This is a genomic window from Gemmobacter sp. LW-1 (assembly GCF_001303875.1).
GTDB classification, from domain to species: domain Bacteria; phylum Pseudomonadota; class Alphaproteobacteria; order Rhodobacterales; family Rhodobacteraceae; genus Gemmobacter; species Gemmobacter caeni.
The window spans coordinates 34,396-58,488 of record NZ_LJSC01000051.1; the positions used below are offsets into that span (position 1 = coordinate 34,396).

Annotated in this window: 21 protein-coding genes; 13 read left to right on the forward strand and 8 right to left on the reverse strand. The window is 64.7% G+C overall.

What is annotated here, in order from left to right; all coding sequences use genetic code 11:
• Positions 1-20 precede the first annotated feature (20 nt).
• The 4 genes from secD to map are packed head-to-tail and all read left to right on the forward strand — an operon-like array spanning position 21 to position 3,804.
• Positions 21-1,688, forward strand: a complete 1,668-nt coding sequence (gene secD / locus AO684_RS14240) for a protein translocase subunit SecD (RefSeq protein WP_054303402.1) — start codon at positions 21-23, stop codon at positions 1,686-1,688.
• Positions 1,689-1,701: 13 nt separating this feature from the next.
• Positions 1,702-2,682: a protein translocase subunit SecF gene (secF, locus tag AO684_RS14245; protein WP_054303403.1), complete on the forward strand. Its 981-nt coding sequence runs from the start codon at positions 1,702-1,704 to the stop codon at positions 2,680-2,682.
• 10 nt (positions 2,683-2,692) lie between these two features.
• Positions 2,693-3,058 (forward strand): Mth938-like domain-containing protein, encoded by a 366-nt coding sequence (locus AO684_RS14250; protein ID WP_054303404.1) that lies wholly within the window; start codon positions 2,693-2,695, stop codon positions 3,056-3,058.
• Positions 3,055-3,804 (forward strand): type I methionyl aminopeptidase, encoded by a 750-nt coding sequence (gene map / locus AO684_RS14255; RefSeq protein ID WP_054303405.1) that lies wholly within the window; start codon positions 3,055-3,057, stop codon positions 3,802-3,804. The genes AO684_RS14250 and map overlap by 4 nt, the downstream gene beginning before the upstream one ends.
• Positions 3,805-3,863: 59 nt before the next feature.
• Here map and AO684_RS14260 read toward each other — a convergent pair whose 3' ends face one another.
• The 6 genes from AO684_RS14260 to gyrA all read right to left on the reverse strand — a co-directional run bounded on the left by AO684_RS14260 (position 3,864) and on the right by gyrA (position 13,565).
• On the reverse strand, positions 3,864-6,968 hold the full coding sequence (locus tag AO684_RS14260) for an efflux RND transporter permease subunit (RefSeq protein ID WP_054303406.1): 3,105 nt from the start codon (positions 6,966-6,968) through the stop codon (positions 3,864-3,866).
• 1 nt (position 6,969) lies between these two features.
• Positions 6,970-8,130 (reverse strand): efflux RND transporter periplasmic adaptor subunit, encoded by a 1,161-nt coding sequence (locus AO684_RS14265; protein WP_054303407.1) that lies wholly within the window; start codon positions 8,128-8,130, stop codon positions 6,970-6,972.
• 129 nt (positions 8,131-8,259) lie between these two features.
• A complete protein-coding gene (gene gluQRS / locus AO684_RS14270) occupies positions 8,260-9,105 on the reverse strand; it encodes a tRNA glutamyl-Q(34) synthetase GluQRS (protein WP_054303408.1) in 846 nt (281 codons plus the stop codon).
• Positions 9,087-10,424: a methylenetetrahydrofolate--tRNA-(uracil(54)-C(5))-methyltransferase (FADH(2)-oxidizing) TrmFO gene (gene trmFO, locus AO684_RS14275; protein WP_054303409.1), complete on the reverse strand. Its 1,338-nt coding sequence runs from the start codon at positions 10,422-10,424 to the stop codon at positions 9,087-9,089. The genes gluQRS and trmFO overlap by 19 nt, the downstream gene beginning before the upstream one ends.
• A 27-nt stretch (positions 10,425-10,451) precedes the next feature.
• Complete coding sequence (locus AO684_RS14280; protein ID WP_054303410.1) at positions 10,452-10,802, reverse strand: DUF6614 family protein; 351 nt, start codon at positions 10,800-10,802, stop codon at positions 10,452-10,454.
• A 78-nt stretch (positions 10,803-10,880) separates the two neighbouring features.
• On the reverse strand, positions 10,881-13,565 hold the full coding sequence (gene gyrA, locus AO684_RS14285) for a DNA gyrase subunit A (RefSeq protein WP_152968442.1): 2,685 nt from the start codon (positions 13,563-13,565) through the stop codon (positions 10,881-10,883).
• A gap of 232 nt (positions 13,566-13,797) precedes the next feature.
• Here gyrA and AO684_RS14290 point away from each other — a divergent pair, with 232 nt between their 5' ends.
• From AO684_RS14290 to mog, 8 genes are all read left to right on the forward strand, one after another.
• Positions 13,798-14,067, forward strand: coding sequence for an usg protein (locus AO684_RS14290; protein WP_054303412.1), 270 nt, complete (start codon positions 13,798-13,800; stop codon positions 14,065-14,067).
• A 111-nt stretch (positions 14,068-14,178) separates the two neighbouring features.
• Positions 14,179-15,576: an aspartate aminotransferase family protein gene (locus AO684_RS14295; protein ID WP_054303413.1), complete on the forward strand. Its 1,398-nt coding sequence runs from the start codon at positions 14,179-14,181 to the stop codon at positions 15,574-15,576.
• Positions 15,577-15,849: 273 nt separating this feature from the next.
• On the forward strand, positions 15,850-16,950 hold the full coding sequence (locus tag AO684_RS14300) for an ABC transporter substrate-binding protein (protein ID WP_054303414.1): 1,101 nt from the start codon (positions 15,850-15,852) through the stop codon (positions 16,948-16,950).
• A gap of 97 nt (positions 16,951-17,047) precedes the next feature.
• Positions 17,048-17,923 carry an ABC transporter permease subunit gene (locus AO684_RS14305; RefSeq protein WP_054303415.1) on the forward strand — a complete coding sequence of 292 codons (876 nt, stop codon included), beginning with the start codon at positions 17,048-17,050 and terminating at the stop codon, positions 17,921-17,923.
• Positions 17,920-18,711, forward strand: coding sequence for an ABC transporter permease (locus AO684_RS14310; RefSeq protein ID WP_054303416.1), 792 nt, complete (start codon positions 17,920-17,922; stop codon positions 18,709-18,711). The genes AO684_RS14305 and AO684_RS14310 overlap by 4 nt, the downstream gene beginning before the upstream one ends.
• Complete coding sequence (locus tag AO684_RS14315) at positions 18,711-19,760, forward strand: ABC transporter ATP-binding protein (RefSeq protein ID WP_054303417.1); 1,050 nt, start codon at positions 18,711-18,713, stop codon at positions 19,758-19,760. The genes AO684_RS14310 and AO684_RS14315 overlap by 1 nt, the downstream gene beginning before the upstream one ends.
• A 77-nt stretch (positions 19,761-19,837) precedes the next feature.
• Positions 19,838-20,338 carry a DUF2478 domain-containing protein gene (locus tag AO684_RS14320; RefSeq protein WP_054303418.1) on the forward strand — a complete coding sequence of 167 codons (501 nt, stop codon included), beginning with the start codon at positions 19,838-19,840 and terminating at the stop codon, positions 20,336-20,338.
• Positions 20,335-20,865: a molybdopterin adenylyltransferase gene (mog, locus tag AO684_RS14325; protein WP_054303419.1), complete on the forward strand. Its 531-nt coding sequence runs from the start codon at positions 20,335-20,337 to the stop codon at positions 20,863-20,865. The genes AO684_RS14320 and mog overlap by 4 nt, the downstream gene beginning before the upstream one ends.
• Positions 20,866-20,910: 45 nt before the next feature.
• Here mog and AO684_RS14330 read toward each other — a convergent pair whose 3' ends face one another.
• Entirely contained in the window at positions 20,911-21,657 is a 747-nt protein-coding gene (locus AO684_RS14330) for a sirohydrochlorin chelatase (RefSeq protein WP_054303420.1), read from the reverse strand.
• Positions 21,658-21,732: 75 nt separating this feature from the next.
• Here AO684_RS14330 and AO684_RS14335 point away from each other — a divergent pair, with 75 nt between their 5' ends.
• Positions 21,733-22,401: an NnrU family protein gene (locus tag AO684_RS14335; RefSeq protein ID WP_054303421.1), complete on the forward strand. Its 669-nt coding sequence runs from the start codon at positions 21,733-21,735 to the stop codon at positions 22,399-22,401.
• A 33-nt stretch (positions 22,402-22,434) separates the two neighbouring features.
• Here AO684_RS14335 and AO684_RS14340 read toward each other — a convergent pair whose 3' ends face one another.
• The gene (locus tag AO684_RS14340; RefSeq protein ID WP_054303422.1) at positions 22,435-24,057 is read right to left on the reverse strand and encodes an amidohydrolase; all 1,623 of its coding nucleotides are present in this window, start codon (positions 24,055-24,057) and stop codon (positions 22,435-22,437) included.
• Positions 24,058-24,093: the final 36 nt, after the last annotated feature.

Sequence of the window (24,093 nt, forward strand, 5' to 3'; positions counted from 1 at the left end):
TCTGAGGACGGAAGGCCGCCATGACCCATACCCCGCTGTGGAAAAACCTGCTGATCTGGAGCATTGTGCTCCTCGGTGTCGCGTTTTCCGTACCGAACCTGTTCTATGACAGGGTGGAAAAGCATAACGACGCCGTAGCGGCGATCACCACAGCGGGCGGAACGGCCACGCCCGAGCAGGAGGCGGATCGCAGCCTCTGGCCCGACTGGCTGCCCTCTTATGTGGTGCCGCTGGGGCTTGACCTGCGGGGCGGGGCGCATCTTCTGGCCGAGGTCAAGGTGGCGGATGTCTATGCCGCCCGCATTGACGCCATGTGGCCAGATGTGCGCGACGCCCTGCGCGGTGTGCGCGATCAGGTCGGCAATGTGCGCCGCCAGCCCTCCGTCGACGGGGTGCTGCGCGTCGCCATATCCAATCCCGATGGCATGGCCGTCGCGCTGGAGAAGGTGCGCGCGCTGGCGACCCCGGTGGTCAGCCTGACGGGCATCGGCTCGAACGACATCGAGGTCACCTCTGAGGGCACCGATATCGTGGTGCAGCTTTCAGAGGCCGAACGGCAGGCCACCGATCAGCGCACGATCCAGCAAAGCCTTGAAATCATTCGTCGCCGGGTCGACGAGGTTGGCACCCGCGAACCGACGATCCAGCGTCAGGGCGAAGACCGCATCCTGATCCAGGTGCCTGGCATCGGATCGGCGGCCGAACTGAAATCGCTGATCGGCACCACCGCGAAGCTAACGTTCCATCCGGTTGTCAGTGTGACGCAGGATGCAGGCGCCAATCCGGGGCCGCGCAATGAGCTTCTTCCGTCGATGGATGAGAAGGGCGTCTACTATATTGTCGAGCAGACCCCGGTTGTGACCGGCGAGGAACTGACGAACGCCCAGCCCGCCTTCGACCAGAACGGTCGCCCGGCGGTGGAGTTCCAGTTCAACGCGGGCGGCGCCCGCAAGTTCGGTGACTATACCGCCAACAACATCGGCAAGCCCTTCGCCATTGTGCTGGACAACGAGGTGATTTCTGCCCCGGTGATCCAGAGCCACATCCCCGGCGGACGCGGCATCATCACCGGCAAGTTCACCGTCGAGCAAAGCACCGAACTGGCCGTGCTGCTGCGCGCAGGTGCGCTTCCGGCCGAAATGACCTTCCTTGAAGAGCGGACCATCGGCCCGGAACTTGGGCAGGACAGTATCGACGCGGGCCAGAAGGCGGCGCTGGTCGGGGCGGGTCTCGTCGCGCTTTACATGATCGCGAGCTATGGGATCTTCGGCACCTTCGCCGTGATCGCGCTGGCCTTCAACATCGCCATGATCTTTGCCGTGCTTTCGGTCATCGGGGCCACGCTGACGCTGCCGGGGATTGCGGGGATCGTTCTGACCATGGGGGTCGCGGTCGATGCCAACGTACTGATCTATGAACGCGTGCGCGAGGAGTTGCGCGAGGGCAAATCGCCCGGCGCGGCCATCGAGATTGGTTTTGGAAAGGCGCTGTCGGCCATCGTCGACTCGAACCTGACCAGCATCATTACCGCTGTTATCATGTTTGTCGTGGGCTCGGGCCCGGTGCGCGGCTTCGCCGTCACCACCGGCATCGGCATCATGACCTCGATGTTCACCGCCGTTTATGTGACGCGGGCGATCATCAATCTGTATCTGGGGTGGCGCCACCCCAAGACGATCACCGTCTGAGGAGGGGGCAGCCATGGCTTTCCGTCTGAAACTTGTTCCGACCAGGACGAACATCGACTTCTTCCGCTGGCAGTGGATCACCTTCGGGGGGTCCATCGTCGCCTCCATCGTGTCGATCCTTGCGGTCGTCATCATGGGGCTGAACTTCGGCATCGACTTCAAGGGCGGCACCACGATCCGTACCGAAAGCACCAATGCGGTGGATGTCGGGGTCTACCGCGCCGCTGTTTCCGATCTGGGGCTGGGCGATGTGTCGATCACGCAGGTGTTCGACCCGTCCTTCCGCGAGGATCAGCATGTCGCCATGCTGCGCATCGCGCCACAGGAAGGGGACGAGGCCGTGACGCCCGAGTCCATCGACGCGGTGGAACAGGCGCTGAAGAAGGTTGACGAGGCGATCACCTTTCCTTCGGTCGAATCCGTCGGCCCCAAAGTCTCGCAAGAGCTGATCTGGAAGGCTGTCATCGCCGTGGTTGCCGCTTCTGCGGGGATTGCCTTCTACGTCTGGCTGCGCTTCGAATGGCAGTTCGCGGTTGGAACCGTCGCCGCGCTTGTACATGACGTGCTGGTCACCGTCGGCATCTTCGCGATCTTCCAGCTCAAGTTCGACCTGACCATCGTGGCGGCGCTGCTGACGATCCTTGGATATTCGGTGAACGATACCGTCGTGATCTTCGACCGGCTTCGGGAAAACCTTGCGAAATACAAGGCCATGCCGCTGCGCGACATGATGAACCTGACCACCAACGAAACCCTGTCGCGCACCGTGATGACCGCGACGACCACGCTTCTGGCGCTGGCCGCGCTGATCATCTTCGGTGGCGACGTGATCCGCGGCTTCGTCTTCGCCATGTTCTTCGGCGTCATCATCGGCACCTATTCGACACTTTATGTGGCGAAAAACATCGTTCTGATGCTCGGGGTGGACCGCAGCGAGAAGCAGAAGAAAGAGCGGTCGAAAGGCGATCACGAATTCGCCAATATCGACGCCTGAGGAGGACCGGATGCGCCTGACCGAGATCAGCTATGGCGAGGCGCAGCCGGTCGAGGGCTATGGCCCCGGATTCTTCCGCATCGGGGGCCGCGCCCTGCAAGGCGCGGCCATCATCACGCCCTGGGACGCCGGCCCCTGGGGCGGGCTGGAGGATACAGCCGCGCTGCTGGCGCTGGCGGGCCAGGTGGATGTGATCTTCGTCGGCATGGGGGCCGACATCGCCCATGCCCCGGCGACCCTGCGCGCGGAACTTGAGGCCGCGGGGCTTGGCGTCGAGGTCATGTCCTCGCCCGCTGCCTGCCGCACCTACAACGTGCTGTTGAGCGAAGGCCGCCGCATCGCCATCGCGGTGCTGCCGGTCGGCGGCGCGGAATGACGATCACCCAGGAAGACGAGCTGGAGGCGCTGCGCCGTATCGGTCGTATTGTCGCCGATACCGTTCAGGTCATGGCCCGTGCCATGCAGCCCGGCATGACTACGCTGGAGCTCGATGCAATCGGCCGCGCGCATCTGGAGCGGGAGGGGGCGATTTCGGCGCCTGAGTCGACCTACGGCTTTCCCGGCGCAACCTGCATCAGTGTGAACGAGGAAATCGCCCACGGCATTCCCGGCGCGCGCGAACTGGCGCTGGGGGATCTGGTGAATATCGACGTCTCCGCTTCGCGCGATGGTTTCTTCGCCGATACCGGCGCAACCTTCCGGCTGGGCAAGGTCTCGCCCGTGCTGGACCGGCTCTGCCGCGACGGCAAGCGCGCGACCGAGATCGGTGTGGCGCAGGTTGGCAGCGGCAAACCGCTGGCGGGGATCGGGGCGGCGGTGGGGCGCTTTGCCTCGGCGCGGGGTTACACCTTGATCCGCAATCTGGCCAGTCACGGCATCGGTCGCGCCCTTCACGAAGCGCCCGAGGAAATCGCCACCTGGCCCACGCGCGGCGACCGGCGGCGCATTTCCAAAGGGCTTGTGCTGACGGTAGAGCCATTCCTGTCCACCGGCGGGCTTTGGGCAGAGGAGGGCGAGGATGGCTGGACGCTCTATGCCGAACCCTCGGCCCCGGTGGTGCAATATGAACATACCGTCGTCGCCACGGATCGCGGGCCGATAGTGGTGACGCTGCCGGGCTGACACAGCACCACGCGTCAGGGTAAAACCGCCGCAGGGGAATGCCCTGCGGCGGTTTTTCTTTAAGCCGTCACCGGCTTCTTCGACGGGAACATCCGCCGCACAATCACAAAGAAGGCGGGCACCATGAAGATGCCGATGACCGCAGAAGAGGTCATGCCGCCCAGCACCCCGATGCCGATGGCGCGCTGTGCCATGGCCCCGGCGCCGGTCGCAATGGCAAGCGGCAACACCCCCAGCATGAAGGCGAATGTGGTCATCAGGATCGGTCGCAACCGTTGTTTCGCGGCCATGGCGGCGGCCTCGGCCAGTGAATAGCCACGTTCGGTCAGGCTTTGCGCGAACTCAACGATCAGGATCGCGTTGCGCGCCGCAAGGCCGATGGTGGTGAGCAACCCCACCTTGAAATAGACGTCATTCGACTGGCCGAACAGCAGCGCAAACCCCAGCGCCCCCAGAATGCCGACCGGCACCGACAGCATGACGGCGAAAGGCACCGTCCAGCTTTCGTAAAGCGCGGCAAGGCACAGGAAGACCACCAGCGCCGACATGGCGAACAGCAGGGGGGCCTGATTGCCCGACAGCCGTTCCTGATAGGACAGCCCCGTCCAGGCAAGGCCATAGCCGCCCGGCAGGTCGGCGACCAGTTGCTCCACCACCTCCATCGCCTGACCGGAGCTGGTGCCCTCGGTTGGCGCGCCCGACAGTTCGATGGCGCGCGCGCCGCCGTAGCGATCCAGCGAGGGTGAGGTTTCATCCCAGCGCTGTGACATGAAGGCGGCAAAAGGCACCATCTCACCGCTGGAATTGCGGGCGAACCAGCCGTCGATATCCTCTGGCTGCATGCGCCATTCCGGCTCGCCCTGCACGATCACCGGCTTCAGCTCGGTCCCAAGCGGGAAATCATTGACCTCGCGCCCCGAGAAGATCACCGCCAGCATGCTGTTCACCTCGCTGAGGCTCAGCCCCATGGCGCGGGCCTTCTGCTGGTCGATGTCCAGCCGCAGGGCCGGGCGGAAGGTCTGCTCATAGCCCCGGAACGAGCCGGTGCGCCCGTCCTCGGTCGCGCGGTCCACCAGATCGGTGGCAGCATCCTGCAGCGCGGCCTGTCCGTTCCCGGCCTGATCCAGCAGATACATCGTGAAGCCCGAGGAATTGCCAAGACCCTGAATGGCGGGCGGCTGGGTAAAGACGATGCGTCCGGCGCGATGCCCGCCAAACCGCTGGTTCGCGGTCTGGGCAAACTGCGCCGCCGTCACGCCGCCCGCGCGTTCGTTATAGTCCTTCAGCCGCACGAACAGCATGGCAGAGTTCTGCCCGCCACCGCCGAACGAAAAGCCAAGCGCGCCATAGGCAGAGGCGACGACCCCATCCTGTTCCGTCAGCAGCCAGTTTTCCACCTCTTCCAGCACCGCCTGCGTCTGCGCGGTGGTCGATCCCTCCGACAGCCGGACCTGGGCCATCAACACGCCCTGATCCTCTTGCGGCAGGAACGAGCCGGGCAGGTGTTGATACAGCCAGAACGCGCCACCGCCGATGGCACCCAGCAGGATCACCATGCGGAATGGCCGCAACACGGTGTGTTTCACCACCCGCACATAGCCGTTGGTCGAGGCGTCCAGCCCCCGGTTGAACCAGCGCGCCGGGGCAATGCCGTCACCATGGCGGCGCGGGCGCAGGAGGCTCGCACACATCGCCGGGGTCAGGATCAATGCGACAGCCAGCGACAGCATCATGGCCGAGATGATGGTGACGCTGAACTGCCGGTAAATCACGCCGGTAGAGCCGGACATGAAGGCCATCGGCAGGAACACCGCCGACAGCACCAGCGCAATGCCGACCAGCGCGGGGGTGATCTGGTGCATGGATTTGCGCGTGGCCTCGCGCGCCTCCAGCCCTTCTTCCTCCATCACCCGTTCAACGTTTTCCACCACCACGATGGCGTCATCGACCAGGAGGCCAATAGCCAGCACCAGCGCGAACATGGTCAGCGTGTTGATCGTCAGACCTGCCGCGGCCAGAATCCCGAAGGTGCCCAGCAGCACGACCGGCACAGCGATGGTCGGGATGATCGTCGCGCGCCAGCTTTGCAGGAACACGAGGATGACGAGGAACACCAGCACCACCGCCTCGCCCAGCGTGTGATAGACCTTCTCGATCGAGGCCTCCACAAAGGGCGAGGTGTCATAGGGATAGACCACCTCGACCCCTTCGGGCAGAGCGGCGCTGACACGGGTCAGGGTGTCGCGCACCCGCTCGGCAGTGTCCACCGCATTGGCGCCGGTGGCCAGGTTGATACCGAAACCGGCGGCAGGCATGCCGTTGTAACGCGAACTCGCACCATAGCTTTCCTGCCCGATCTCCACCCGCGCGACATCGCCCAGAAAGACAGTCGAGCCGTCGGCGGTGGTGCGCAGGATGATGCGTTCAAACTCCTCCACCGTGGCAAGCTGCGCCTGCGCGTTCAGTGCCACGCTCAACTGCTGCCCCGGCACGACCGGCTGGCTGCCAAGGCTGCCCACGGTGACGGTGCTGTTCTGTTCCGATACGGCCGAGGTCACATCTGCGGTCGTCACCCGATACTGCGCCATCTTCAGGGGATCGAGCCAGATGCGCATGGCATAGCCTGATCCGAAAGAGTTGATCGAGCCAACACCTTCGGTCCGCAAGACCGCATCCTCGACGATCTGGCCCATCAGATCGCCCAGTTGCAACGAGGTGAAGCGCCCGTCACGCGACACCAGCGCCCCCACCATCAGGATGGACGAGGACGACCGCGTGACGCTGATGCCGCGCTGGCGCACGGTTTCCGGCAGGCCGTTCTGGATCAGCTGCAACTTGTTCTGCACCTGGATCTGCGCCATGTCGGGGTCTGTCGAATCCCCGAAGGTCAGCGTGACCGTGGCGCGCCCCGATGCGTAAGAGGACGAGGTCATGTAAAGCAGGCCGTCAAGGCCGGTCAGCCCGTCCTCCATTACCGAAGTGACCGAGTTCTCAATGGTTTCCGCCGAGGCGCCGGGATAGCTTGCGGAAATGCGGATCGTGGTCGGCGCGATGTCGGGGTATTGCGAGACGGGCAGGGTCGTCAGCCCCCAGGCGCCCGCCAGCATGGTGATGATGGCCAGAACCCAGGCAAAGACCGGCCGGTCGATGAAGAAACCCGCCATCTCAGTTCGCCTTCACATCCTGCACCACGCCCATGGCGTCGATGGTGACCGGCACCGGCTCCACCGCCGCGCCGTCGCGCAGCCCGTTCAGCCCGTCGATGATCAGCCGGTCGCCCTCGGACAGCCCCGCCGTCACGATCCAGGCATTTTCATGTGTTCCGCGCGCCTCGAACCGGCGCTGTTCGGCCTTGCCGTCGGCGGTGGCAACCCAGGCTGACAGCGTGCCGTCACGGCCCAGCGTGGTGGCGCGCTGCGGCACCAGATAGGCCTGCACGGTGCCCAGAACCACTTCGCCGCGCAGGAACATGCCGGGCAGGATACGGTGATCGGGGTTGTCGAAGCGAAACCGGATGTCCTGCGTTCCGGTGGTGGGCGAGACCGTGACCGAGGGCGCGACCAGCGTGCCGCCGCTGGCATGGGTCTGGCCGTTTTCCAGCGTCAGCTTCACCTCCAGCGTTTCGTCAGGCTTCAGCTCTCCCCGCGCGATCTGATCCTGAATCGACAGAATACGCGCCGAAGGCTCGAACATATCGACATAAATCGGGTCCAGACGGGTTACCGTCGCCAGTGCATCGCCTTGCCCCGCCGTGACCAGATCGCCGACCGAAACTTCGGGCACCCCGGCAATCCCTTCGATGGGGCTGGTGACGACGGTCCAGGACAGTTCGGTTTCCGCCACGTTCAGCGCGGCTTCGGCGCTTTGCACATCTGCGCGGGCAGAGGCAGCAGCAGCCTCGGCGCTTTCGACCGTCGCGCGTGTGCTGCCCGAGCCTTCCAGCGCCCGTGCCCGTTCCAGCGTCGCCAGCGCCACCGGCAACGCCGCCTGTGCCCGCGCCAGCGCCGCCCGTGCGGTTTCCATCGCCGCCTCGTATTGCGTGCGGTCCAGCCGGAACATCGGTGTGCCGGGGGCCAGTTCGGCGCCCGGCGTGTAAAGGATTTCGGTCACGATGCCACCGACGCGGGGGCGGATATTGGCCTGCTCAAACGCCACCGCGCGTCCGGGCACTGTGGAACTGCGCCGCACCGGCTGCAACCGCATCTCGATCACGCCCACCTTGGCAGGTCCGCGCGCGGCCTCCGAAGGCGGGGTCTGCGCCCAGGCTGTCGCCGAGGCCAATGTGACGGCCAGCACGATCAGGCTGGCTGTGCGGGATGCAATCATCTGTAGGTCCTGTTCTTTTTGGGTCGCAGGCGGTGGGGCGCCCGCAGAAGCTAGGTCAGGCCACATCCTCCGGCAACCGGCTGCACGCGGTTCCGGCGGATGATACGCATGGCGCGGCATTTTCCGTCGTCACAATCCGATCAGGGCGCGAATATCTTGCGGGGTGGCGCCTTCTGCCCGGTATTTCGACAACGCGCGCGCATCGTCGCGCTTGGCCAGCCGCTTGCCCGCTGCATCGCGGATCAGGCGGTGGTGGTGATAGACCGGCGTCGGCAGGTCCAGCAGGCGTTGCAACAGAACATGAATGGCGGTCGCCTCGAACAGATCCTCGCCCCGCGTCACATGCGTCACGCCCTGCGCCGCGTCATCCAGCACCACCGACAGATGGTAAGAGGTGCCCATATCGCGCCGCGCCAGCACGATGTCACCAACGCCGGCAATCATCTGCGCCGCGTCGATCCGGTGATGGCCGGAATGGGCGGGGCCGGTTTCGGTAAACGCCAGTGGTCCGGCCGCAGCCATGGCACGCGCCATGTCCAGCCGGATCGCGGCCTCCCGGCGGTCATGTCCGGCGTGGCGGCAGGTGCCGGGATAAATGGGCCCGTCCGGCCCGATCAACGGCGCGCCTTCCTGCGGTGCGGAAAGCGCGGCACGGATATCGCCACGCGTGCAGGTGCAGGCATAGGTCAACCCGCGCGCCGCAAGGGTGTTTAGCGCGGCGGCATAGACCGGCAGGCGGTCGGATTGTCGCAACACAGGCTGTTCCCAGGTCAGGCCCAGCCAGTGCAGATCATCGTAAATCTGCACCTCCCATTCCGGGCGGCAGCGGGCGCGGTCGATGTCCTCGATCCGGAGGAGGAAGCGCCCGCCCAGATCGCGCGCCATGTCATGCGCGACGATCGCCGCATAGGCATGGCCGAGATGCAGCGGCCCGGTGGGCGAGGGGGCGAAACGGGTTACTGCGCCGCCAGCCATTGCGCGAAGGCATCCTTGGCGCGGTCGGTATAGGCCTTGTAGCGGTCCTTCCGTCCCTTGCGCCCGCCCTTGGCGTCAATCGGGGGGAACAGCCCGAAATTCACGTTCATCGGCTGGAAGGTCTTTGCCTCCGCTCCGCCGGTGATATGGGTGATCAGCGCGCCCATCGCGGTTTCGGGCGGTGGCTGCAGCAGTGTCTCGCCCCTGATTTCCGCCGCGGCCATGCGCCCCGCCAGCAGGCCCATGGCGGCGCTTTCCACATAGCCCTCCACCCCCGTCACCTGACCGGCGAAGCGGATATTGGGGCGCGAGCGCAGGCGCATCTGATTGTCCAGCAACCGGGGCGAGTTGATGAAGGTGTTGCGGTGGATACCGCCCAAGCGGGCGAAGCTGGCATTCTCCAGCCCCGGAATCATCTTGAAAACAGCGGTTTGCGCGCCGTACTTCATCTTGGTCTGGAAGCCCACGATATTATAGAGCGTGCCAAGCTGGTTGTCGCGGCGCAGTTGCACCACCGCATAGGCCTTTTCCTCGGGCCTGTGCGCATTGGTCAGGCCGACCGGCTTCATCGGCCCGTGACGCAGGGTTTCGCGCCCGCGTTCCGCCATCACCTCGATCGGCAGACAGCCGTCGAAGTAACCCGCCGTCTCGCCTTCGTGGAACTCGGTCTTGTCGGCGGCCAGCAGCGCGTCGATGAACGCTTCATATTGCGGCTTGGTCATCGGGCAATTGATATAGGCGGTGCGCTCTTCCTCGGTCTCGCCCTTGTCATAGCGGCTTTGCCGCCAGGCCACCGACATGTCGATGCTTTCGGCATAGACGATGGGGGCGATGGCGTCGAAGAAGGCGAGGCTTTCGGCCCCGGTTTCCGCCCGGATGCTTTGCGCCAGCGCGCCGGATGTCAGCGGCCCGGTCGCCACGATCCAGTGGCCCTCGCGTGGAAGTTCGGTGATCTCGCCATACTCCACCGAAATCAGCGGATGCGCCTTCAGCCGCGCAGTCACCGCTTCCGCAAAGGGATCGCGGTCCACCGCCAGCGCGCCACCCGCAGGCAGGCGATGCGCGCGCGCGGTTTCCATGATCAGCCCGTTCGCCGCCCCCATTTCCCAATGCAGCAGGCCCACGGCATTCCGCTCGTCATCATCCGAGCGGAAGGAGTTCGAACAGACCATTTCGGCAAAGCTGCCGGTGCGATGAGCGAAGGTGCCGACCTCGGGCCGCATTTCATGCAGCACCACCGGCACACCGGCCTGAGCCGCCTGCCACGCCGCTTCCGATCCGGCCATTCCGCCGCCGATGATATGAATTGTCTCGTGCATGGACCCGCAGATAGACCCATGCGCGGCTCAGATCAAGGCAATGCGCTCCCTCTGCGCGGGGTCGGGATAGGGGCGGTACAGCCCGACCTCCACCCCGGCAATCATCTGATGCATCTGGTCATAGCGCCGGGCCGCCTGTTCATCGGCATTGGCCAGCAGGGCAAAGGCCGCATCCAGCGCGGCCATGTCGGGGAGGGAGATTTCCAGCAGGAAATCGGTGTGCCGCCCCGAGGCAAGCCCCAGTTTCCGACGCATCAACCGCCAGTCCAGCACCAGCCCCGCCGATTTCAGATAGGCCATCCAGCCATCCACCGCCGAGGCGAAGGCCAGCGCCCGCGCCTCCGACTTCAGTTCGATCATGCAGTGATAGAGGTTCATCCGCGTCTCCCTTTCGACGCATCAGACCCCGAGTCGCCTTGCGAAACGGTTAAGGCCGGGGCGTTGCCCCGGCCTTTGTCACTCTTCCTCGCCGGTTTCGGCCACGCGGGCGACCGAAACCACCTCTTCGTCGCCGCCGGTGTTGAACACCTTCACCCCCCCGGCAGAACGCGAGCGGAAGCTGATCTGGTCCACCGGCACCCGGATCGACTGCCCGGTGGAGGTCGCGAGCATGATCTGATCCGACGGGTCGACCGGGAAAGAGGCCACCAGTTGCCCGCCACGCATGGTCTTTTCAAAAGCGGTCACACCCATGCCGCCGCGCCCGCGCACCGGGTAATCGTGGCTGGAGGACAGCTTGCCCAGTCCCTTGGCCGTCACGGTCAGAATCAGATCCTCTGCCGCCGACATTTCGGCATAGCGTTCGGGCGAAAGCTGCCCTTCGGCCACGGCCTCTTCATCATCTGCCTCGACCTCGTCCTCCACCGTGCCCGCCATCAGGCGGCGCTGTTTCAGATAGGCGGCGCGTTCGGCCGGTTCGGCCTCGAAATGGCGGATGATCGACATCGACACCACGCGGTCGCCCTCGGCCAGACGGATGCCGCGCACGCCGGTCGAGCCGCGCGACTTGAACACCCGGATGTCGGTCGTCGAGAAGCGGATCGCCCGCCCGCCCGAAGTGACCAGCATCACATCGTCATTCTCGTCGGCAATCGCGGCATTCACCAGCGACACGCCTTCGGGCAGGTTCATGGCGATCTTGCCATTGCGCTTTACATTGGTGAAATCGCTGAGGTCATTCTGCCGCACATCCCCATCCGAGGTGGCGAAGACGATTTGCAGGCTGTCCCATTCGGCCTCGGGCACATCCACCGGCATCAGCGCGGCGATGGAAATGCCGGTCTCGATCGGCAGGATGTTGACGATGGCCTTGCCGCGCGCGGTGCGCCCGGCCGACGGCAGGCGCCAGCATTTCAGCTTGTAGACCATGCCGTCGGTCGTGAAGAACAGAAGATGCGTATGGGTGTTGGCCACGAACAGCGTGGTCACCACATCATCTTCCTTGGTCTGCATCGAGGCCAGACCCTTGCCGCCCCGGTTCTGGCTGCGGAATTCTGCCAGCGGGGTGCGCTTGATATAGCCGCCCGAGGTGATGGTGACGACCATATCCTCGCGCTCGATCAGATCCTCGTCATCCATGTCGCCGGCCCAGTCGATGATCTCGGTGCGGCGGGGGATGGCGAACAGGTCTTTCACCTCGGTCAGTTCGGCCGAGATGATGCCCATGATGCGGTCGCGCGACGACAGGATATCAAGGTAGTCCTTGATCTTGGCGGCCAGCTCTTCCAGCTCGTCGGTGATTTCCTTGACGCCCATCGCCGTCAGGCGTTGCAGGCGCAGGTCGAGGATGGCGCGGGCCTGCGTTTCCGACAGGTTATAGGTGCCATCGTCGTTCATCTTGTGGGTCGGATCGTCGATCAGCCGGATATAGGCCGCGATATCATGCGCGGGCCAGCGGCGCGTCATCAGCCGCTCGCGCGCTTCTGCCGGATCGGCCGAGGACCGGATGGTGGCGACCACCTCGTCCACGTTCGACACAGCGACCGCCAGACCGCAGAGGATATGGCTGCGCTCGCGCGCCTTGCGGAGTTCGTAAGCGGTGCGGCGCGCAACAACTTCCTCACGGAAGGTCAGGAAATGGCTGATGAAATCCCGCAGCGCCAGCGTTTCGGGACGCCCGCCGTTCAGCGCCAGCATGTTGCAGCCGAACGAGCCTTGCAGCGGCGAGAAGCGGAAAAGCTGGTTCAGCACCACATCCGGCGTCGCGTCGCGTTTCAGCTCGATCACCACACGCACGCCGATCCGGTCGGATTCGTCGGCGATATTGGCGATGCCTTCCACCCGTTTCTCGCGCACAAGTTCGGCGATCTTTTCGATCATCGTGGCCTTGTTCACCTGATAGGGGATCTCATCGACGACGATGGCCCAGCGGTCCTTGCGGATCTCCTCCACGCGCGTCTTGGCCCGCAGGATGACCGAGCCACGCCCTTCAAGGTAAGCCTTGCGGATGCCGCCCCGGCCAAGGATCTGGCCGCCGGTCGGGAAATCGGGGCCGGGGATCAGCTCCATCAGCCGCTCGGTCGAAAGGTCGGGGTTCTCGATCATGGCAAGGCATCCGTCGATCACCTCGCCAAGGTTGTGCGGCGGGATATTGGTCGCCATGCCGACAGCGATGCCGCCCGCGCCATTGACCAGCATATTGGGGAAGCGGGCGGGAAGGACGGTCGGTTCCTTGTCCTTACCGTCGTAATTGTCCTGGAAATCGACGGTATCCTTGTCGATATCGGCCAGCAGGAAGGCGGCAGGCTTGTCCATCCGCACTTCGGTATAACGCATGGCGGCGGCGTTATCGCCGTCCATCGAGCCGAAGTTGCCCTGACCGTCCAGCAGTTTCAGCGACATGCTGAAGGGCTGCGCCATCCGCACCAGCGCGTCATAGATCGCGCCATCGCCATGCGGGTGGTATTTCCCCATCACGTCGCCCACCGGACGCGCCGACTTGCGATAGGGCTTGTCATGCGTGTTGCCGGTTTCATGCATCGCGTAAAGAATGCGCCGATGCACAGGTTTCAGGCCGTCGCGCAGATCGGGGATGGCACGGCTCACGATCACGCTCATCGCGTAATCGAGATAGGCCGTCTTCATCTCTTTCTCGATGGAAACCTGCGGGCCATCATAGGTGCCACGCGGCGGTTCTTCCATGTTTTCAATATCTTCCGGCTGATCGGACACGCGGGGCGCCTTCTTCTGACTTGGGGTTTCAAGGCCCCGGATCTAGTTGGCGGCACTATAGACCATCGCAGATATGGGGTGCAACCGCGCATCTGGCCGCGATCTGGCAGCCGGGGAGGCAGTCTGACAACAAACTGTTTTCATTGAAAAATAACCCGGATTTGGCAGGATGATTCCACAAGAAGAAACGTGGAGGCATGATATGGACCACCAAGAGACGGAACTGATGCTGAAGGGCTATGGCCTGACGACCGCGGAATTCTATTACCGAATGCCGGATTTCCGTCATGTGCTGAACAGCTTCATCTGGCAGGACTACGATCTGGCGCCGGATTACCCGCGTCTGTTCCGCTTTGTCGAATTCTGGCAGGAACAGATCGAGGGGCCGCTGCATTCCGTCCGCTTCACCCATCGCAAGCTGATCGGGCCGGGGGAGTGGCGCAACATGGTCGGCGAATTCCGGCTGCACTGACGGCAGGTTTAATTTGATCAAATTCTTGCGCCTGTCACACGAAGCCCGTAAGGTGGGGGCAATCCGTCGAATCCGCATCCGGGTTCCGCACTTCTGACGACGAGGCCGAGAATGAACAAGATCACCAACCACCTGCCGACGGCAGAGCTTCAGGCGCTGGACGCGGCGCATCACATGCACCCTTTCACCTCGGACGGGGCGCTGGCGAAGAAGGGCGTGCGCGTCATCACCTCGGGGCAGGGCGTCTGGCTGACCGACAGCGAGGGCAGCCGCATCATTGACGGCATGGCCGGTCTGTGGTGCGTGAACGTGGGCTACGGCCGGGGTGAACTGGCCGATGCCGCCGCGCGCCAGATGCGTGAGCTGAGCTATTACAACACCTTCTTCATGACGACCCATGTGCCAGCCATCGCGCTGGCCGCGAAGCTGGCAGAACTGGCGCCGGGTGACCTGAACCATGTGTTCTTCGCCTCTTCGGGGTCCGAGGCCAATGACACCAATATCCGCCTCGTGCGCCGCTACTGGGATATCAAGGGTCAGCCCGAGCGTCGGGTGATCATCGCGCGCAAGAACGGCTATCACGGCTCCACCATGGGTGGCGGCAGCCTTGGGGGTATGCCCTACATCCATGCGGCGGGCGGCAAGATCGACGGGATCGAACATATCGGCCAGCCGCATTGGTGGGCCGAGGGCGGCGAGATGACGCCGGAAGATTTCGGCCTGCTGCGCGCCCGCGAACTGGAGGAGAAGATCCTTGAAGTCGGCGCCGACAAGGTGGCCGCCTTCATCGGCGAGCCGATCCAGGGTGCCGGCGGCGTGATCGTACCCCCCTCGACCTACTGGCCGGAAATCCAGCGCATCTGCGATAAATACGGCATCCTGCTGATCGTGGACGAGGTCATCACCGGCTTTGGCCGCACCGGCAACTGGTTCGCCTGCGAAACCTTCGGGATCAGGCCGCATATCATTACCATCGCCAAGGGCCTGTCCTCGGGCTATCAGCCCATCGGCGGTTCGATCGTCTGTGACGAGGTGGCGCATGTCATCGGCAATGCCGATGATGATTTCAACCACGGCTATACCTATTCCGGGCATCCCGTCGCCTCGGCCGTCGCGCTGGAAAACCTGCGCATCATCGAGGAAGATGGCATCATCGACCACGTCCGCAACGTGGCGCACCCCTATCTGGCCGAGAAATGGCACAAGCTGGGTGAACACCCGATGGTGGGGCAGACCAGCCTTGTTGGCCTCATGGGCTCGATCCAGCTGACGCCGAACAAGGCAACGCGGGCAAAGTTCGCGGCCAAGCCCGGCACCATCGGTTTCCGCACCCGCGAACATTGCTTCCGCAACAATCTGATCATGCGCCATGTTTATGACCGCATGATCATCTCGCCGCCGCTGGTCATCACGACTGAAGAGATCGACGTGCTGATCGACCGCGCCACCAGGTCGCTGGATGCAGCCTATGCCGAGGTCAAGGCCGAGGGGCTGTTCACCGAAGCCTGAGGCCGATTCGGCCCCGAACGCTGCGAAACGAAGATGCAGACGGGCACCCCAAAGGTGCCCGTTTCGCTTTTTTGCGCATTTCGGCGTGAAAACGATCATTCATGCGCGCGGCGCGTGAAGAAAAAGTAACAGCTACGTAACAGATTCATTGCGCGAGACTTTCTTCCGCGCTTAGATCATCTGGCAGGGCGGTGAAACAAAACTGTCACATGCCAAGAATAAGACCCGACTGAGACGAAATGGGCCGATGTGGCCCCAAGGGAGTTGACCGGAATGCAGATGAAACTCACCGCCGCCGTGACCGTGGGGATGCTGATGGCATCCACGGGTCTGGTCTCGGCCGATGCGATGGCCGATCTGGAGGCCGCGGCCAAGGCCGAAGGGATGCTGACCACCATCGCCCTGCCGCACAGCTGGTGTGGCTATGGCGACGTGATCGCCGGCTTCAAGGCCAAATACCCGGAAATCCAGGTGAACGAACTGAACCCCGATGCGGGTTCGGCTGACGAGGTGGAGGCCGTGAAGGCCAACAAGGACAACAAGGGCCCGCAGGCCCCGGATGTTGTCGACGTGGGTCTGGCCTATGGTCCCTCGATGAAGGACGAAGGGCTGCTGATGCCCTACAAGGTGTCGACCTGGGATGACATCCCGGACAGCATCAAGGATCCGGAAGGCCACTGGTATGGCGACTATTACGGCGTCATGTCCTTCATCGTGAACAAGGACCTGGTGGCCAATGCTCCGGGCGACTGGTCGGATCTGCTGAAGCCGGAATATGCCGGTCAGGTGGCACTGGCGGGCGATCCGCGGGCCTCGAACCAGGCGATTCTCGGCGTTCTGGCTGCTGGCCTCTCGACGGGTGCCGCCTCGGGCGAAGCTGCGGGCAAGGCCGGGCTCGACTATTTTGCAGAGATGAACAAGGCGGGCAACTTCGTCCCGGTCATCGGCAAGGCGGGCACCATCGCGCAGGGCGCCACGCCGATCGTCGTGGCATGGGACTACAACGCCCTTGCCTGGTCGGACGAGCTTGCCGGCAACCCGCCGGTCGAGGTGGTCGTGCCGAAGTCGGGCGTTCTGGCGGGTGTCTACGTTCAGGGCATCTCGGCCTATGCGCCGCATCCGAATGCCGCGAAGCTGTGGATGGAATACCTGTATTCGGATGAAGGCCAGAACCTCTGGCTGAAGGGCTACTGCCACCCGGCGCGCTTCAACGCGATGTCGGCGGCGGGCAAGCTGGATGCCGATGCCATGGCCAAGCTGCCCCCGGCCGCGGCCTATGAAGCCGCCTACTTCCCGACGCTGGACGAGGTGAACGCCAACAAGGCGGCCGTGACCGGCGGCTGGGATGCCGTCGTCGGCGCCAACGTCCAGTAAGGTCTGATGTATCCGGCCCGGCCCGCGTTGCGCGGGCCGGGTTTCCCGTTCCTTCGCCCCGGAACCCAGCGCCCGCACAGCCGGAGACCCGCGCCGCATGAGCACCGCATCCACCGCGCCCCGGCGGCGCCTGCCGCTGACATGGCTGGGGCTTCTGCCCTTTGTCATCTTCGTCACGCTGTTCCTGATCCTGCCGACCATGTATATCGTCATCGGTGCCTTTCAGGACCGTAGTGGTGGGTTCACACTTCAGAATCTGCGCGACCTGAACACCGGGACCATCCCGTCAAGCTATTGGATTTCCATCAAGATTTCTGTCGCCTCCTCGGCTCTGGGATGCCTGATCGGCTTTGGCATGGCGGCGGCGGTGGTCTTTGGCGCGGTGCCAAAGGCGATCAAGGCGCCACTGATGACCTTTTCAGGCGTCGCCTCGAACTTTGCGGGCGTGCCGCTGGCCTTCGCCTTTCTGGCGACTTTCGGGCCGGTCGGCCTTGTCACGCTGTTTTTGCGCAACAATTTCGGCATCGTGCTGCAACGTGATCTCGGTTTCTCGATCCTCAGCTTCTGGGGGCTGACGGTCACATATCTGTTCTTCCAGATCCCCCTGATGATCCTCATCATCACCCCGGCGCTGGAGGGGCTGCGGCGCGAATGGAAAGAGGCGGCCGAGGTTCTGGGCGCCACCACCGCGCAATACTGGCGCATGGTGGCCTTTCCGATCCTGTTCCCCTCGCTGCTGGGCACTTTCGCGCTTCTGTTCGCCAATGCCTTCGGCGCCGTGGCGACCGCCATCGCACTGACCGGCTCGGCGCTGAACATCGTGCCGATCCAGCTTTTCGCGCAGATCCGGGGCGATGTGCTGGGCAATCCGAACCTTGGCTATGCCATGGCCTTTGGCATGATCGTGGTCACTGCCATCGCCAATATCGTTTACATCTGGCTGCGCATTCGGGCCGAAAGGTGGATGAAATGAGCCTCTGGGGCCGCCTCACCGGCTGGATCGTCCTGATCTTCGGCCTGACCTATTTCGCCCTGCCGCTGCTGGGCCTGACCGAATTCAGCCTCAAGGCCCGGCGCGGGGTATACAGCCTTGATGCCTATGCCAAGGTCATCGCCGACCCGGAGTTTCAGGCGACCTTCGGCTATTCGGTGATGATGGCGCTGGTCACCATCGCGCTGGGTATCCTGATCGTGGTGCCCACGGCCTTCTGGGTGCGGCTGAAGATGCCCTGGGCGCGACCTTATGTGGAATTCATCACGCTGATGCCACTGGTCATTCCGGCCATCGTGATCGTCTTCGGTTATATCCGGCTGTACAATACCTCCAGCTGGCTGCCGCTGACCGGCAGCATCATGGGCACCAACCTGCTGCTCGCCTTCGGCTATACCATCCTGGCGCTGCCCTATATGTATCGCGCCGTCGACACCGGCCTGCGTACGATTGACGTGGCGACGCTGACCGAGGCGGCGCAAAGCCTTGGCGCCGGCTGGGTCACCATCCTTGGCCGGGTGATCCTGCCCAATGTCATTCCGGCTGTGCTGTCGGGGGCCTTCCTGACCTTCGCCATCGTGATCGGCGAATTCACCCTCGCGGCGCTGCTGGATCGTCCGGCCTTTGGCCCGTATCTGCAACGGATCGGCGCCAACAAGCCTTACGAGCCCTTCGCGCTGGCGGTGATCGCCTTTGGCATCACCTGGGCCTGCATGGGCCTGATCCAGCTTGTCACCCGTTTTTCAAAGCACAGCAAGGTAGCGCGCTGATGGCCTTCCTCGAACTTTCGCATCTGGAAAAATCCTTCGGCTCCAACCGTGTGGTGAAGGATTTCAACCTCGATGTCGGGCAGGGGGAGTTCATCTCGCTTCTGGGCCCCTCCGGCTGTGGCAAGACCACCGTGCTGCGCATGGTGGCGGGGTTTGAAACCCCGTCGTCGGGCGCGATCCGCATCGGAGGCACCGATGTGGTGGGCAAGCGGCCGAACCAGCGCAATATCGGCATGGTGTTTCAGGCCTATGCGCTGTTTCCCAACATGACCGTGGCGGAAAATGTGGGCTTCGGGCTGAAGATCAAGGGCGCGGGCCGTGACGAGATTTCTGCGCGCGTGACCGAGATGCTGCGCCTGATCGGCCTGCCCGATCTGGGCGCGCGCTATCCGTTCCAGTTGTCGGGCGGCCAGCAGCAGCGCGTGGCGCTGGCCCGCGCGCTGGCGCCCAAACCGCAGGTGCTGTTGCTGGATGAACCGCTCTCGGCGCTGGATGCCAAGGTGCGGGTTTCGCTGCGCAATGAAATCCGCGAGATTCAGCGCGAGCTGGGGATCACCACGATTTTCGTGACCCATGATCAGGAAGAGGCGCTGTCGATCTCTGACCGCATCGTGGTGATGAACGGCGGCATCGCTGATCAGGTTGGCCCCCCGTTCGAGATCTACAACCGGCCGACCACACGGTTCGTGGCGAACTTTGTCGGCCAGCTTAATGCCTTCACCGCCACGGTGGAGGATGGTGCCGCGGGGCGGGTCCGTCTGGGCGGTGTGCCTATCACGCTGCCCACGCCGGTCTCGGGGGGAAGCGTCGATCTGGCGGCACGGCCCGAGGCGCTGTATCTGGGCCGCCGCGAGGGCAACGATGTGATCCTGCCTGCCACGGTGCGCGATGTGCATTTCCTTGGATCGGTCATCCGCATTGGGGCCGATGTCGCGGGCATGCCCGTGGCGCTGGACACGTTCAACCGGGCCGACCAACCCCCGCCCGCACCGGGCGCGGCGGTCGAGCTGAGCCTGTCGTCGCGCGATCTGATCGTTCTGGGCGGCTGAGCGTTTCGTCGCGAAAGGCGGCTTGCGCTTGATCTGCGGCGCAGGCATTCCTTGCGAAGCAACGGAAGGGTAACGGCATGCGCATCGGATATGTGACGCTGGAAGAACGCGGGGCGACCGACCGGCTGCTGGCCGATCTGGCGCGCGGTCTGCTGGCCGAGGGCGTTGCCGTGGCCGGGGCGGTGCAGAACAATGTCGATTGCGGCGTGGACTGCGAAATGGATGTGCAGGTGCTGCCCGACGGGCCGGTCATCCGCATCAGTCAGAAGCTTGGCGCCGGGTCCAGCGGCTGCCGTCTGGACGCGGGGGCGCTGGAGACGGCTGTGGCCGAGGTCGCGGGCCGGATGCAGGGCGCGCGTTTGCTGATCATCAACAAGTTCGGCAAGCATGAATCCGAGGGGCGGGGCTTTCGCCAGATGGTCGCCGATGCCGTGGCAGACGGCCTGCCGGTGCTGATCGGGGTCAATGCGACCAATCTGGGTGCCTTCCGCGCCTTTGCGGGCGATCTGGCAGAGCCGGTGCCGCCAGAGGCGGTGGCGCGCTGGCTGTCGCAGGTGCTGGTGGAGGGCGGACAATGACAGCGGCCCGGATTGCGGTTCTGACGGTTTCCGACCGCGCCTCGCGCGGTGAGTATGAGGATCGGGGCGGCCCGGCCATCGAGGCCTGGCTGCGCCGGGCGGTGACCTCGGAGGTGGAGATCATCCGCGAGATCGTGCCCGACGGGCGCGAGGTTGTCGCTGGCGCGTTCCGTCGCTGGGCTGATGAAGGCGGCGCAGACCTGATCCTTGCCACAGGCGGCACTGGTCCCAGCCCGCGCGACCTGACGCCCGAGGCGATGGAAGATGTGGTAGAACGGGTGTTTCCGGGCTTTGGCGAGCTGATGCGCGCAGTGTCGCTGCGCGAGGTGCCGACCGCCATTCTGTCGCGTCAGGGAGCGGGCACACGGGGCAAGACGCTGATCATCACGCTGCCGGGCAAGCCCTCGGCCATTGACACCTGTCTGAACGCGGTATTTCCGGCGGTGCCCTATTGCCTTGACCTGATGGAGGCGGGCTGGATCGAGACCGATCCCGAGGTCTGCAAGGCGTTCCGCCCCGCGAAGTGACCGGCGCCTTTCAGGCGGAGCACGTCCCTTGCGGGCCGTGCAAGCCTATGTCTCGCCGACCGGCTGTGCCGGATCGGCTCGTGTGCCTCCGGCAGGGATATTTTCGGACAGAAAACTCTGAAGCGCGTCGGCGATGAGCCGGGCGGCTTCCGGGGATTCGCCGATGGCGGGGAGCAACGGGCCGGAAAAACCGGCGGCGGCGAGCGCCTCGGGCACATCCTGCGCGACATGGCCTGCGCGCGTGGCAAAAAGTGGCAGGCACAGGGCAGGGCCGTCAATCCGGGCGGCATCGTGCAGCAGCGGGGTTTCCTCGACATAGCCGGTCACGACGCGGAAGGTGGTGGTTGTGCGCAGGGTCGCGGCGATTTCCTCGGTCCGGTTGGCGGAGGCGCGGGAGACCTGGCTGCCATGAGCGGCCAGAAGCAGGGTCGCGGTCTCGGGCAGGCCATGCTGGCGGGCGGCTTGCAGGGCGATCTCGCGGGCGAGGGCGGTCAGTCCGGCACTATGGCCGAAGGCCGCAAGCTGACGCGGTGCGGTCATTCCGGCCTCGGCCAGCCGTTTGGGCAATTGTTTGCGCGTGAACCAGCCCTCGGCCATGAAAAAGGGGAAGATCACCGCATCGGGCAGGGCCGCAACCGCGCGTTCCAGCGCGCCGGGCAGCGCCAGCGTGGTGCCACGGACGCGCCAGCCGGGGCACCAGAGACGCACACGCGCTGCCAGCGCCTGAAGCGCGCGTTCCTGCGGTTCGGGATCGGCGGGTGAGCCATGGGCGATGAGAAGGGCGTCGGGCATGGCGCCGAAGATAGGGGCGGCGCGGCGATTGTCCAGCGCTGGCGAAGGGCGTAAGGCTTGACGGGGAGGTAAGTCATGGGCTGGACAGAATTCATCCTGGCGATGGCGGCATTTCTGGGGAGCCATATGGTGCCGTCGCGTCCCGGTTTGCGCCGGGCGCTGGTGGCGCGGCTGGGTCGGGCGGGCTATGGTGCGGCCTATGGTCTGCTGTCACTGGTTTTGCTGATCTGGGTCATCGCGGCGGCCGGGCGGGCGCCCTTTGTGCCGCTTTGGGATCAGGCGATCTGGATACGCTGGCTTGCCAACCTTGCGATGCCGGTGGCGTTGCTGCTGGTCGCGCTCGCGCTGGGAGCAGCCAATCCGCTGAGCTTTGGGGGCAGGGCCTCGGGCTTCGATCCGGCGCGACCCGGTGTGGCCGGGCTGGTCCGGCATCCGCTGCTTTGGGCGCTGTTGATCTGGTCAGGCGTGCATCTGGTGGTGAACGGTGATCTGGCCCATGTGATTCTCTTTGGGCTGTTCGCTGGCTTTTCGGCCCTCGGCATGCTGGCCATTGATGCCCGCAACCGTCGGCTTTGGGGGGCAGAGGCCTGGGCGGAACTGTCACGCGGAACCTCCAACCTGCCTTTCGCAGGGGATTGGCGCGGCTGGCGGCCTGAATGGTGGCGGATCGGGATGGCCATCGTGGTCTGGGCGGTTTTGTGGCACCTGCATGAGCCGGTGATCGGGGTCAGCCCGCAGCCCTGACGATGCCGCGCGCCCCGGAGGCCAGGGCGCGGGTCAGGCTTGCCAGATCACCTCGCCCTCGCGCAGGGTCAGGGTGACGCGGGCGGCATCGGCCCGTTCCGCCAGCGCAGTCAGGCTGCCGGTGACGAGAATCACATCGGCCTGCATCCCGACGCGCAACTGGCCACGACGGTTTTCTGCAAAGCCTAGGTAGGCGCCGCCTGCGGAATAGGCGGCAAGGGCATCGGCAAGGTGCAGCCGCTGGTCGGGCATGCCGGGCGCCCAGGGGCGGCGGGCCATCGCGCAATGCAGGCAGTGCAGCGGATCAAGCGGCGAGACCGGCCAATCCGTGCCGAAGGCCAGGGGGGTGCCTTGTGCCGCGATCCGCGCCCAGGGGAAGGCGGTGGGCCAACGGGCGCGTCCCATGATGCTGATGGTCGGCTCCAGCGGCAGGCCCGCGCTGCCCGGTGGATGCACCGGCTGCATCGAGGCCATAACGCCAAGATCGCGCAGGCGTGGCAGGTCGGCTTCGGTGATCGTGTCAATATGTTCGATCCGGTGGCGGCTGTCGCGCGGGCCGTTGGCGGTGCGGGCGGCTTCATAGCCGTCCAGCACCGCGCGCACCGCGCCATCGCCCACGGCATGAACCGCGATCTGCAACCCCGCCGCATCGGCCATGGTGCAAAGCCGCGCGAAGGCGGGGGCGGAAATCAGGCGCGGGCCATCATGGGCCGGATCGTCCGGGTAGCCGCCGACCACATGCGCGGTCCAGGTGTCATAAACCCCGTCCATGAACATCTTGATCATGCCGAATTCCAGCCGCCCGACCGGCGCGGCCTGCGCCTGTGCGATCAGGGCGGCGACACGGGCCTTGTCCTGATCCTCGGTCAGGTTCATCGGCAGCTTGACCCGGATCGGCAATTCCTCGGCCAGTTCTGTGAACAGCCCGGCCTGATAAAGGTTGCCATCCATGTTCACCGCGCTGGTGATGCCGTGGCGGGCGAGTTCATAGCAGGCACGCAGGATGGTGGCCTTGTCGCGGGCGCGCATCGCGGCATCGGGTGTGCCGGGCGGTTCCTGCCCGATCATGGCCGTGCTGTCACGCCCGCCGGTCGGCGTCAGACGGCGGACCAGTTCCATCGCTGCGCCTTCGCGCAGTTCGCCAGTGGCGAGGCCGTCCGGCCCCATCACCACTTCAGAGCCCGGCGGTGTTTCAGCGCCCGACAGGATGCCGGCCAGTTGCAGCGCCGCCGTATTGGCCCAGGCCGCGTGGTAATCTGTCGAGGTGATGAACACGGGCCGATCCGCCACTGCCGTATCCAGCGCATGCCGGTCGGGCCGGGTGCCGGGGCCGAGCATCTCGTAATTCGCGGCGTAGCCGCACAGGAATTCTCCGGGGGCCAGTGTTTCTGCGAAACGGCGCAACGCCGAATGGAAGCTTGCCGTGTCACTGACCGCTGCGAGGTTCAGCTGGCCAAGCGCGGTGCCGCCCAGAAACAGATGCACATGGCTTTCGGTGAAGGCGGGCAGCAGCGTGTCACCGCCCGCGTCGATGACACGCGCGGCGGCCGGAGCCTCTGCGTCTGGCCCGACCCATGCGATCAGACCGTCCTGTACCGCCAGCGCCACGGCGGCACCTTCGGGGAAGCTGCGGGCATTGCGGATCACGAGGTCCATGGCTGTCTCCGGTGAAAAAAGGCCCGGCGACAGGCG